Here is a 12,756-nt window from a genome sequence, read left to right as displayed (position 1 = left end):
CTAAGCCGTAAATTTTTCACACCTCTTTAAAAATTCCTGATTTGCATCTGATCCAATGCCCGCGGTTTCATCAATATCTAAAAGGTAGCCATTATATTTAACCCCGCCAACACAGGGGTCTTCAAGGTGACCAAGCAGGCAGGTATCCAAATCGTAAAATTGAATATCAGGACAAGCGTAGGCAAAATGCAACTTTGCGCTCAGAGCGATCCTGCTTTCCAGCATACCTCCAATCATACACGGAATGTTAGCTTCCTGCGCTGTTTTATAAATTTTTAACGATTCTGCAATTCCGCCTGCTTTCGAAAATTTTATGTTGATATAATCACAAGACTTTGTATTGATCAGTTTTCGGGCATCGTGATGGTTGAAACAACTTTCGTCCGCCATTATTTTTACAGGAGAAATTTCTTTTAAAGCAGGTAAAAGATCATCATAACATGCGCTCATTGGCTGTTCGCAAAATTGAACTGTATAGTCTGCCATATTTGTAAGGGCTTTAGCAGCATCTTCAAAACTCCATCCCTGGTTTGCGTCAATGCGTAAAAGTATCTGAGGTCCAACCGCCTCACGAATTTTTCTGACTCTTAAAATATCATCCTCCGCATTTTTTCCGAGTTTTACTTTTAATATTTTTGCTCCTGAGTTTTTAAAATCAATCGCCTGAGAAACCATTTCTTCAACAGGATTTATACCTATAGTAATGTCTGTTTCAACCGGTCTTTTTTCTCCTTTAAGAAACTGATACAATGGAATGTTTTGTGACTTAGAAGCGATATCATAAAGCGCCATATCAAATGCACTTTTAATTGTAGAGTTATGGGCAATGAATTGGTCTAATTCATTTAAGCGAGATTCAATTTCAAGTGGATCCTTTCCTTTCCAGAGTGCTCCGAAATTCTTCGCTATAGCCATGCAGGTGTCCTGAGTTTCGCCCGCAATCATGGGGAAAGCAGAGCATTCACCTACTCCATAGAAGCCTGCGTCTGTATGGACCCGTATGAAAACATTTTGAGCGAAATCCATTGTTCCGGTTGCGATTGAAAACGGACGCATTTTTATGCTGAAGCGGTAGATATCGGTATGTGTTATTTTCATTACAATATATTGGTCTTAACGGCGGGGAAGCTTGCATGAGCTTCTCTTTTTTTTTGGCTGTAAGCTTATGCAGGTTTCCTCAGAATATAATTGTGTTTAATGTCTCAACAATTTAAACAAGATAAGAGTTAGAAATAATATTAAGACCATTAACTTTGTTGTGATATGTCAAACAGGCTAATAGAAGAAACTTCTCCGTATTTATTGCAACATGCCGGTAACCCGGTCGATTGGTATCCATGGGGGGCTGAGGCATTGAGAAAAGCAAAAGAAGAGAATAAGTTAATAGCGGTAAGTATAGGTTATTCTGCCTGTCACTGGTGTCATGTTATGGAGCATGAAAGCTTTGAAGACGCAGAAGTGGCCGAAATCATGAATCAGTATTTTATTTGCATAAAAGTAGACCGAGAGGAGCGTCCTGATGTGGATCAGGTTTATATGACTGCAGTTCAGTTAATGACGGGGCAGGGTGGCTGGCCCTTAAACTGTATTTGCCTACCTGATCAGCGGCCCATATACGGAGGTACTTATTTCGGAAAGAACAATTGGAAAAACTTACTTCTTAACCTTGCCAAACTCTGGGATGAAAAACCTGATGAAGCATTAGAATATGCTGAAAAGCTAACCAAAGGCATCCATCAGTCCGAAAAACTAAATTTATCTGAAGAAAAAATCGATTTCTCTAGAAAAGATATAGAAGATATTTTTAATCCGCTTAAGCAAACTCTTGATATGGCCGAGGGCGGGTACAACCGTGCACCGAAATTTCCACTTCCCAATAACTGGCAGTTTATTTTGCGTTACGCCTATCATTTGAAAGAAGATGCGGCTCATGTTGCAACAAAACTGACCCTGGAGAAAATGGCGTTGGGAGGTATTTATGATCATATTGGAGGTGGCTTTTCACGATATTCTGTGGACGGGTTCTGGCATGTTCCTCACTTCGAAAAAATGCTTTATGATAATGCACAATTAGTGAGCTTATATTCTGAGGCGTTTCAGTATTCACCAGATGATCTTTATAAGAGCGTGGTATATGAAACTCTGGCATGGGTAAAGCGTGAGATGACTTCGCCGGAAGGAGGTTTTTATTCGGCTTTGGATGCAGACAGTGAAGGTGTAGAAGGGAAGTTTTATACATTCACAAAGCTAGAGATTGAGGAGGTTCTGGGTAGTAATTCGGATTTATTCTGCAAGTATTTCAATATTACGGAAAGCGGAAACTGGGAAGATGAAGCAACCAATGTATTGAGGCGGGTAAAAGATGACGAAGCATTTTCAAAAGATACCGGTGTTTCAATACTGGAATTCCGAAGTTTGATACATCTTCAAAAAGCGAAGCTGTTTGCGTATCGCGATAAACGTATCCGCCCGGGTTTGGATAATAAAATTCTCGCTTCCTGGAATGGGATGATGTTAAAAGGATTTGCTGATGCGTACCGGGTATTTAACGAACCTGAATTTTTGTCGACGGCGATAGAAAATGCAGAATTTATTTTAAAAAATCTTGTCGCGGAAAATGGAAGTCTCAGCAGGATTTATAAATCAAACAGGGAGAGTGAGCTTCCGGGAGTAGCGTTTCTGGATGATTATGCATTGGTGGTTGAAGGCTTAATCAGTTTATATGAGGCTACATTCAACGAAAAATGGTTGCTTGCTGCCCGTGAGCTATGTGAGTACGCGCTTCAGAATTTCTATGATCCGGGTACAGGAATGCTGTTCTATACTTCGCAACATGCTGAGGAACTGATTGCAAGAAAGTTTGAATTGCTGGATAATGTAATACCCGCTTCTAACTCTGTAATGGCGAATGTTTTGCTAAAACTAGGTCACTTTTTTGATGATGAGATGTATTTGGTGCAATCGAAGCAAATGCTTCAAAATATATTTCCGGAAATTAAGACTTATCCTTCAGGTTACTCAAACTGGGCTATTCTATTAATGAATGAAGTTTTTGGCCTGAATGAAATCGCAATTACGGGAGAGGAGGCAGAACAAAAAAGAAGAGAAATTGAAAATAATTTCATTCCTAATAAAATTCTCTTGGGTGGAAGTTCAGGAACATTACCTTTGCTGCAGGATAAGTGGGGAGGGGAAACCAAAATTTTTGTTTGTAAAAACAGAACCTGTCAGTTGCCCGTTACAGATGTTAAAGAAGCTTTAGAGCAAGTCGTTAATTAGGAGTATTTCATAAAACATGGAATGCTTTATTTATAAATCGTAAGGATAAAAAATACCTTACAAAATTTAGTGTAATGAACATTCAACCAAACAGCGTTGTGGCGCTTACGTACGATTTGTACACCACAGAAAATGGCGAAGAAGTATTTGTAGAGAAGGCAACTGAAGAGCAGCCTTTGGTATTTCTATACGGAGTTGGAATGATGCTTCCGAAGTTTGAAGAAAACTTAAGCGGCCTTACTCAGGGCGCAAACTATGATTTCCATTTACCTGCTGCGGATGCATACGGCGAAAAAGATGCCAGCGCTGTAGCTGAACTTGGTTCTGATATGTTCGAAGGTATGGATAAACCAGAACTTGGGTCGGTATTACCTTTACAGGATAACCAGGGAAATCAGTTCAGAGCTAAGGTTGTCGGTGTAACAGATCAAAACGTTACCGTAGATTTAAACCATCCTATGGCAGGTCAGGATCTGCATTTTAAGGGTCAGATATTAAGTGTACGCGAAGCTACACAAGATGAACTGGCTCATGGTCACGCACATGGTGCTGACGGGCATTCTGGTCATTAATATAAGAAAAGCTTAAAGTCATTTCAACGCAGGAAATGACAAACTCTTATACTTTTAACGCAGACAGTATTCCCAACGCTGTCTGCGTTTCTTTTACTCTCCTGCGAAGAAAGCAGAATCAGTTTAAACCTGAGTGCAGCGTAGCTCCGGAAAAACTTCCGGACTATAGCGAAAAGCAGGACCAGACCACACCAACCGGTAGATTGCAGCTTTTCAAAATAATAAATCTTGCATTTGCTTTAAAAAATATAATCCCTATATTTGCACCTCATTTAAAAAAATAAATAACAATGTACGCAATAGTAAATATAGCCGGGCAGCAATTTAAAGTTGCAAAAGACCAGCACCTTTTTGTACACCGTTTACAAGGAGATGAGGGCGCTAGTATTGAATTTGACAATGTATTGTTAGCTGCTAATGGTAGTGATTTCAAAGTAGGTGCTGATGCACTGAAAGGCGCTAAAGTTTCTGCTAAAATCGTGTCTCATTTAAAAGGTGATAAAGTAATCGTTTTCAAAAAGAAACGTAGAAAAGGTTACAAAAAGAGAAATGGTCACCGTCAGCAATTCACAAAAATCGAAATCACTGGGATTTCTTTATAAGATAAGCTGAAAGGCAAAAGGTAAAAGCTTACCAAAGCTTAATAGATTGTTTAAACATAATTGGGTTTCCCGATTTAAAATATAAAATACAATGGCACACAAAAAAGGAGCCGGTAGTTCCAGAAACGGTAGAGAGTCGCATAGCAAACGTCTGGGAATTAAAATTTTCGGTGGTCAGTTAGCGATTGCTGGTAACATCATCGTTCGTCAGCGCGGAACAAAACATCACCCTGACAAAAACGTAGGTATTGGGAAAGACCATACTTTATTTGCTTTAACTCATGGAACAGTTGTTTTCAGAAAGAAAGCTGATAATAAATCTTATGTTTCTATTCTTCCAATGGATCTTGAAGATATTTCAGAATTGGTAACTCCAATTGTAGCTGCTCCAGTTTTAGAAGATGCTGCCCCGGTTGAAGCTGCTCCAAAAGCAAAGGCTGCTCCTAAGAAAGCAAAACCTGAAGCGGATACTGCAGAAGCAGAAGCTGCACCAGCTGAATAAGAATAAATTTAAAACATAGAAAACCCTGTTAATTTATATTAGCAGGGTTTTTTGTTGACTATTAGTTTTGATGATTTGCAATTTAGACGATAGGACAAATCTTATAACAAGAGAATTCTCACTGCGTTTGAAATGACAAAGCGAACTTTTAGATCAAGAGGTTGCCTCGATTTTTAAAATTCAAACCCTGTTAATTATATTAGCAGGGTTTTTTGTTGTATTTAGATTTGCCATTTAGATGAAAAGGGAAGTGGCACAGCGAATGGCCGGATCCTAATTCTCTCTTATCAGTAACTGCTCTGCAAATGCACGCAATGCTTTCTTCTTTTCTCCGTTGGCCGGAATTTTTTCAAGCGCCGATAATGCTTTTTCTGCAAAGGTATTCATCTGATGCTCCGCAAGCTGCCGTACGCCCAGTCTGTTATAAATTTCTGTTACGGCGCTTACTTTAACTTCCGGTTCCGGATTTTCTTCATTCAACCAAAAACTAAGTTCTTCTTTTTCCAGGTCCTCTGCTAATTCGAGCGCTTTAATTAAGAGAAAGGTTTTTTTGTTTGCAATAATGTCGCCGCCTACCTGTTTACCAAACTTCTCAGGGTCACCGTAAACATCAAGGATGTCATCCTGCAACTGGAATGCCAGACCAAGGTTTTCGCCGAAGTGGTATAATGCATCTGCCTCTTCAGGTTTGGCTTCGCCGATGAGTGCGCCAATTTTTAAACTCCCGGCAAGAAGGACTGCTGTTTTAAGCCGGATCATTTCCAGGTATTCATTCATGCTTACTTCTCCTAAGGATTCGAAGTTCATGTCAATTTGTTGGCCTTCACAAACTCCTGTCGCTGTTTCAGAAAATATATTCAGTACTTCCCGAAGAATAGAATCATCCACTTTCATCATTAATTGGTAGGCTTCAACCAGCATTACATCCCCTGACAGAATCGCAATACTATCGTTCCATTTTTCATGAACGGTTTCACTGCCCCGACGCAAGGGGGCTTTATCCATGATATCGTCATGCATTAATGTAAAGTTGTGGAAAACTTCAATTCCTATCGCAGGTTTTAAGGCTTTAATGATGCTGCCCTCAAACAGGTCGCAGGCCATGAGAAGCAGCGCGGGACGCATCCGCTTTCCTCCCAAAGCCATTATATACCGAATAGGCTCGTATAATTCTGCAGGCTGATTTGAATACTGTTTTTCAGCTATTTCTTTATTGACTAAATCCTGGAGTTGGATAATGTTGTACATGATGTTACTTGCTTCGCCTTAAAGGCACAATTTATTTGCCACTAAGGCGCATAGACACAAAGTTAGTTGCATAACTTGCCAATGACTAATTAATTTATAAAACGTTTTATACACCTGATTAAAGAAAGAGGCAGCGGTTAATTCGCTGATCCAAAGACTTAATAGCACGATTTTAATATTCTAATTCTCCAAGTTGTAAATCGTTCATTGTGGCTATCTTATATTCTAAAATCCCCACTCCTTGCTTGCGCCATTCATAACCAACGTAAAATCAATTTGTCTTTTACCTAAATCTACTTTCTTTACCAGGATTTTTACTTCGTCACCCAATTGGTATTTCTTCTTTTTACGTTGTCCGATGATACAATAATTCTTTTCATCCAGAACATAAAAATCATCAGAGATATCACGTAAGCGAATCATGCCTTCACATTTATTCTCGATGATTTCAACGTACATTCCCCATTCTGTAACTCCGGAGATAAGTCCGTCGAATTCGACACCTATATTATTTTCAAGATACTCTGCCTGTTTGTATTTTATCGAAGCACGCTCAGCATCTGCGGCTTTTTTCTCCATTTGAGAAGTATGAAGAGACTTTTTTTCAAATTCCTCTTCACTTACAGATTTACCACCTTCTAAATAATGTTCCAGTAAACGATGTACCATTACATCGGGGTACCGCCGAATAGGAGAGGTGAAGTGCGTGTAAAAGTCGAATGCTAATCCGTAGTGACTTGACTTTTTAGTAGTATAGATGGCTTTTGCCATAGAACGGATAGCCAGCTGAGTTAAAACGTTCTGTTCTTTTTTGCCTTCTACATCATCCATTAAGTGATTAAGTGAACGGGCAATCTCTTTATCGTTTTTTGTGTTGATTTTATACCCGAATCGTATGGCAAAGTTCGCGAAGTTTAACAATGCTTCTTCTTTTGGGGAGTCGTGGGCACGATATACAAAAGTAAATTTATTCTTTCCCTTGCCTTTGGTCGCGATAAACTCGGCTACTTTCCGGTTAGCCAAAAGCATGTAATCTTCGATCAGCTTGTGGGCATCTTTTCTTTCTTTCACATACACGCCCGTTGGTTTCCCGTCTTCATCTAACTGAAATTTTACTTCAGTGGTTTCAAAGCTAATCGCGCCTTCTTTGAACTTTCTTTCCCGAAGCTTATAAGCAAGTCCATTAAGAGTCTTTATTTCTTCGTAAAGCTCAGTAGAATTCCCTTCAATTATTTCCTGAGCTTCTTCGTAAGAGAAGCGCCTGTCTGAATGTATTACCGTTTTTCCGAACCATTGATTAACTACATGAGCGTTGTGGTCAAGTTCAAATACAGCGGCAAAGCAAAGTTTATCTTCTTTGGGACGAAGCGAGCATAATCCGTTAGATAATCTTTCAGGAAGCATCGGAATAACCCGATCGACCAGGTAAACAGATGTTCCGCGTTCAAAAGCTTCTTTATCAAGGGCTGAGTCTGGCAAAACATAATGGGAAACATCGGCTATGTGAACGCCTACTTCAAAGTTGCCATTTTCTAAGGTTTGAAAGGAAATAGCATCATCAAAATCTTTAGCGTCAAAAGGATCTATAGTAAATGTGAGGATATTTCTGAAATCCCTTCTCTTCTTTATTTCCTCATCATTAATATCTTCCGAAATTTCATTTGCCTCTTTTTCAACTTCTTCTGGGAATTGAAGAGGAAATCCATACTCGGCAAGTATGGCGTTCATTTCTGTGTTATTCTCGCCTTGTTTACCTAAAACCCGGGTAATAATGCCGATTGGGTTTTTTGCATCCTCGGGCCAGTCGGTGATTTTCGCAATAGCTTTTTCACCTTGTTGAGCGCCGTTTAAATCCTGTAAAGGAATAAAGATGTCGTGCACCATTTTTTTATCATCAGGAATAAAAAATGCAAAGCGTTCTGACACTTTTATAATTCCTGTGAACTCCATTTTGGCCCGCTCCAATATCTCTACAACTTCACCTTCCTTCCGTTTGCCGTTGGACTTTGCATAAACGTAAACCTTTACTTTATCGTTATGCAAAGCGGTTTTTAGTTTTCTTGGCGCTACATATATGTCTTTTTCGAACTCGTCATCAGGGATGATAAAACCCGAACCATCTGTTGTTATAGCTACTGTACCCGTTAAAAAAGTTTTAAGTTCCCGGAGCTGATATTTGCCTTTTTCTACTTCCTTGAATGTTCCTTTAAAGCTTTCATCTTCTAAAACTTCAAGAATTATTTGTCTTGACTCATCGTCATGAAGATTAAGTTTGGAAGAAATTTGCTTATAGTTTAAAGGCTTATTTCCGCCTTTTTCAATGATGTCTTTTATTAACTGGGTAAAGACCAGTTTTATATGGTTGGATTTCTTTTTTGCCATCAATAAGTTTTTGTAGGTTGTAAGTATAACAGAATATTACGAGAATTGCTTTATTCTACCATTGAAATATGCTGATCATCAATTATTGGAAGACCCTTGAATTTTAATAGTAGCTGAGCTGTTGTGATCACATCTTTTTCGCAATATGTCTTTATACGATTGAGGTCGTGGTCTTTCCAATAGACCCTGTGAACATCACTTCCGTTGATGTCATCTTTTGGTGTGGGTATATTAAAAATAGCGGCAAGCAGGTTTAGAGACGTGTAATTTTTATAATCGCCGAATTTCCAGAGGTCCATTGTGTCAAGGTGGTGAATTTCCCATGGTTTCTTGCCGCTGATGCGGAGTTGTTCGGGAATGCAAAGCTGATTTACCAGGGTTCTTCTGCACAAATACGGGAAGTCGAATTCTTTTCCATTATGGGCACAAAGAGTTAAGGTGTTGGGTTGCTTGTTTAAAAGCGCGATGAATCCGCTAAGCAGATGACACTCATCATCGCCGAAAAAAGATTTAATTCTGAGTCCGGAAATACCATTTTCTTTTGTGAAAATGCCAACCGAAATACAAATAATTTTGCCAAATTCAGCCCATATTCCTGCCCTCGGATAATACTCAGAAGCGGTTTCTTCTTTTCGCTGATAAAGGGTTTTTTGCTCCCAAAGTTCTTTGAATATTTCGGGTACTTCATCAAAGGTTGGGTATTGAGGGGCGGTCTCGATATCGAGAACCAGTAATTGCGTAAGGTCTATGTGTTCCAGCATTAAATTCATAAATAAGTTTTTGAATTTAATAAAATTTCGCAAAAGGAATTTTTTTATCCTATCATCACACCAACCTTATTCAAAACCGGTATCCTGATAAAGTTTGATTCAATAATACTTTCCGGAAGGAAAATGAATTTTTTATCATAGATATGACCACCAATGTAATAGCTAAGCCAGTATTCGTTGGTCAAGCCGAATACCTGCTCGTCAATGGCCTCAATTTTTGCGAAATCCTTGGGGCCTAAATCACCAATTGAATGACGCAGGATAGACGTTTTAACTTCTTCGCCGTCTTTTAATCCATAACCTTTAGAGCTGATTAAAACTGTTTCAATCGGCTCATCTTTGAGGTTGACAAGATAAACGTTCCAGTCTTTACTGTCTGGTGTTGCATTGTCAAGTACCACAGCTACGGCGATGTCTTCAACTATATTTTCAGGAAGATCTTTTTTCATAAACTAAAATAGTTTACCAACCTATAATTCAAAAAGCTGATTATTTCTTTTTAACCGCAGCTTTTTTGTTTTTGTTTTTGGCTTTAGTTTCAAAAGCGTCAGGGATCTGTTCGGTAATTAGTTTCTTTACATCATCCAGCGATAATATCTCCAGTTCCTCAGGAGTATATTTCTGATTAGTATCGGGATTTCTGCTGAGTTTCAACATTTGCTTTCCGAAACGGATAAAGGGACCCCAGCGGCCATTTTCAATCGCTATTTTTTCAGTTTCCCAGCTTTGGATAAATCTGTTGGCTTCTTTTTCGAGCTTTTTATCTATTAGTTCCTCAATCTCGGGCTGACTTAAGGTATCAAAATTAAATCGCGCAGGTATGTTTATAAACAGATCCTTCCATTTAATAAAGGGTCCGAATCGTCCTTTGCCCTTGGTAACAGGATGGCCCAGGTATTCGGCCACAGGAGCATCCACTGCAATTTTTTCATTGATGATTTCAATTGCACGTTCCTGGGTAACAGAAAGAGGATCTTCATTCTTCGGTAATGAAATAAAGGCTTCTCCCCATTTCACATAGGGACCGAAACGGCCAACGCCGATAATTACCTCTTTTTCTTCAAAATCCGCCAGCTTTAAGGGTAGTTTAAATAATTCGAGGGCTTCTTCCAGGGTAATAGAAGATACAGACTGAGACTTAAGCAAGCTGGCGTATCTTGGTTTTTCTTCGTTGTCAATTTCACCAATCTGCACCAGCGGGCCAAACTTCCCAACTTTTGTATAAACGTTTTTGCCGCTGGCAGGATCAATACCCAATAAACGTTCTCCGCTGGCTCTGTCAGCATGCTGAAGAGTGTTTTCCACTTCCAGATGAAATGGACTATAAAACGATTTAATCATTTCGGTCCACTCTTTTAAGCCCTGTGCAATTTCATCAAATTGCTTTTCTACAGAAGCAGTAAAGTGGAAATCGACGATGCCTTTAAAATGTTGTACCAGGAAATCGTTTACAACAGCACCAATATCGGTAGGGAAGAGCTTTGATTTTTCCGCTCCTGTGATTTCAGATTTTGTTTCTTTTTTTATGGTGCCATCCGCGAGTGTGAAAACGCAAAAATTCCTGGTTTTTCCATCACGGTCTTCTTTAACTACATACCCGCGATTTTGAATCGTTGAAATTGTTGGAGCATAAGTAGACGGACGGCCAATTCCCAGTTCTTCAAGTTTTTTAACCAGACTGGCTTCAGTATACCTGGCAGGAGGCCTGCTGAAACGTTCTGTAGCTTTAATTTCCTGTGCCTGTAATTGCTGTCCCTTGTTTAAAGGAGGCAGAATAGCATTGTCAGTTTCCTCGCCATCCAGGTGGATCTCGGTTTCTTCATCTGTAGACTCCATATAAACCTTCAGGAAGCCATCAAACTTCATCACCTCACCATTTGCCACAAAATTTTCTTTTCTTGTTGAAATGGCAATTTTCGCGGTTGTTTTCTCAAACTGCGCTTCACTCATTTGCGAAGCGATAGCACGTTTCCAGATTAACTCATACAGTCGCGTTTCTGAAGCATCTCCATTAATAGTGTGCTGTTCGAAATACGTTGGACGTATGGCTTCGTGAGCTTCCTGCGCTCCGGCAGATTTAGTTTTAAATGTTCTCTGCTGATGATATTTGGTGCCATAAGCTGAATTTATTTCAGCTGCAGCGGCATTTAAAGCAGTTTCTGATAAGTTTACCGAATCAGTACGCATATATGTAATCTTTCCCGATTCGTAAAGCTTCTGAGCTACGGTCATCGTTCTTGAAACCGAGAATCCTAACTTTCTGCTTGCCTCCTGTTGTAAGGTTGACGTTGTGAACGGAGGGGCGGGGTTTCGTTTAGTAGGACGTGTTTCTAAACTTGATATGGTATAAGTGGCAGGAATACAGTCTTCTAAGAATTTTGTTGCTTCGGCTTCAGTGTCATAGCGCTCAGGCAATTCTGCTCTGAACAGTTCTTTCGCTTTCCCTGTAGAGAAAATGGCGATAATTTTATAGGCAGCAGCACCTTTAAAATTCGTGATCTCGCGTTCACGTTCAACTATTAATCTTACCGCGACAGACTGTACACGACCTGCAGACAGGGATGGTTTAACCTTTTTCCATAAAACTGGAGAGAGTTCAAAACCTACCAGGCGGTCCAGAACACGTCGTGCTTGTTGAGCGTGTACCAGGTTGTAGTCGATTTTTCGGGGAGTATCTATTGCTTTTAAAATTGCAGGTTTTGTGATTTCATGAAATACAATACGTTTTGTTTTGTCTTCTTTTAATCCCAAAGTTTCAAAAAGGTGCCATGAAATAGCTTCTCCCTCGCGGTCCTCATCCGATGCTAACCAGACCATTTCGGCTTCTTTGGCAAGTTTTTTCAGTTCATTTACTACCGCTCTTTTATCGGCAGGAACTTCATACTTCTGGTCGAAATTGTTGTTTACATCAATTGCATCATCGGTTTTTACCAAATCACGAATGTGACCATAGCTTGATTTTACCAGGAAATCCTTGCCTAAATATCCTTCTATTGTCTTTGCTTTTGCCGGTGATTCAACTATGAGTAGATTTTTTGCCATTCAAGAACCTTTTTTTGCAAATAAAGACATTAAAAGAAGGAATGCAAAATGATTTCACTTAAGATGAAAGGAAAAGGACAAATTATGTGAGGGAATTTTGTTGTTAAGGGATTGATTTATAGGCTTAATGTGGTAATCAGGAGTCGAGGAACTTATTCGAAGGGTTTTGAAAATGAGAAATTCCTGGTGTTGTGTTTGGAGGGGCCATATGCTCAGCCGCCGTTCTGTTCGGGCCATCGCCCGGGCTTCGGTTACTTTCTTTTAATTTTTAAGGTTGTATCTCTTTGGGGAAGGTTGTTTTCTGACAAGGTGCCAAATACAACGCCATTGAAGCGCCAGCAACCCTTCAAATCTGCAGC

At 39.6% G+C, this 12,756-nt stretch carries 11 protein-coding genes; 5 read left to right on the top strand and 6 right to left on the bottom strand.

Going from position 1 to position 12,756, the window contains the following annotated elements; all coding sequences use genetic code 11:
• On the bottom strand, positions 1-1,098 hold the full coding sequence (locus tag WG906_RS00055; protein ID WP_339990469.1) for a mandelate racemase/muconate lactonizing enzyme family protein: 1,098 nt from the start codon (positions 1,096-1,098) through the stop codon (positions 1-3).
• Positions 1,099-1,263: 165 nt separating this feature from the next.
• Here WG906_RS00055 and WG906_RS00050 point away from each other — a divergent pair, with 165 nt between their 5' ends.
• From WG906_RS00050 to rpmA, 5 genes are all read left to right on the top strand, one after another.
• Complete coding sequence (locus tag WG906_RS00050) at positions 1,264-3,279, top strand: thioredoxin domain-containing protein (protein WP_339990468.1); 2,016 nt, start codon at positions 1,264-1,266, stop codon at positions 3,277-3,279.
• A 74-nt stretch (positions 3,280-3,353) separates the two neighbouring features.
• Positions 3,354-3,851, top strand: a complete 498-nt coding sequence (locus tag WG906_RS00045) for an FKBP-type peptidyl-prolyl cis-trans isomerase (RefSeq protein WP_339990467.1) — start codon at positions 3,354-3,356, stop codon at positions 3,849-3,851.
• 35 nt (positions 3,852-3,886) lie between these two features.
• Positions 3,887-4,135 carry a hypothetical protein gene (locus tag WG906_RS00040; RefSeq protein ID WP_339990466.1) on the top strand — a complete coding sequence of 83 codons (249 nt, stop codon included), beginning with the start codon at positions 3,887-3,889 and terminating at the stop codon, positions 4,133-4,135.
• A gap of 6 nt (positions 4,136-4,141) precedes the next feature.
• Positions 4,142-4,453 carry a 50S ribosomal protein L21 gene (gene rplU / locus WG906_RS00035; RefSeq protein ID WP_339990465.1) on the top strand — a complete coding sequence of 104 codons (312 nt, stop codon included), beginning with the start codon at positions 4,142-4,144 and terminating at the stop codon, positions 4,451-4,453.
• Between the two features lie 91 nt (positions 4,454-4,544).
• The gene (gene rpmA / locus WG906_RS00030) at positions 4,545-4,955 is read left to right on the top strand and encodes a 50S ribosomal protein L27 (protein ID WP_339990464.1); all 411 of its coding nucleotides are present in this window, start codon (positions 4,545-4,547) and stop codon (positions 4,953-4,955) included.
• Positions 4,956-5,228: 273 nt separating this feature from the next.
• On the opposite strand, the gene WG906_RS00025 is transcribed toward rpmA, so the two are convergent.
• From WG906_RS00025 to topA, 5 genes are all read right to left on the bottom strand, one after another.
• Positions 5,229-6,203: a polyprenyl synthetase family protein gene (locus tag WG906_RS00025; RefSeq protein WP_339990463.1), complete on the bottom strand. Its 975-nt coding sequence runs from the start codon at positions 6,201-6,203 to the stop codon at positions 5,229-5,231.
• Positions 6,204-6,428: 225 nt separating this feature from the next.
• On the bottom strand, positions 6,429-8,585 hold the full coding sequence (gene rnr / locus WG906_RS00020; protein WP_339990462.1) for a ribonuclease R: 2,157 nt from the start codon (positions 8,583-8,585) through the stop codon (positions 6,429-6,431).
• Positions 8,586-8,635: 50 nt separating this feature from the next.
• Positions 8,636-9,355, bottom strand: a complete 720-nt coding sequence (locus tag WG906_RS00015) for a 3'-5' exonuclease (protein WP_339990461.1) — start codon at positions 9,353-9,355, stop codon at positions 8,636-8,638.
• A gap of 44 nt (positions 9,356-9,399) precedes the next feature.
• Positions 9,400-9,804 (bottom strand): hypothetical protein, encoded by a 405-nt coding sequence (locus tag WG906_RS00010; protein ID WP_339990460.1) that lies wholly within the window; start codon positions 9,802-9,804, stop codon positions 9,400-9,402.
• A gap of 40 nt (positions 9,805-9,844) precedes the next feature.
• On the bottom strand, positions 9,845-12,397 hold the full coding sequence (gene topA / locus WG906_RS00005) for a type I DNA topoisomerase (protein ID WP_339990459.1): 2,553 nt from the start codon (positions 12,395-12,397) through the stop codon (positions 9,845-9,847).
• Positions 12,398-12,756 lie beyond the last annotated feature (359 nt).

Source organism: Pedobacter superstes (assembly GCF_037622515.1).
In the GTDB taxonomy this organism is placed as follows: domain Bacteria; phylum Bacteroidota; class Bacteroidia; order Sphingobacteriales; family Sphingobacteriaceae; genus Paradesertivirga; species Paradesertivirga superstes.
This window is presented reverse-complemented; position numbering and strand designations above follow the sequence as displayed.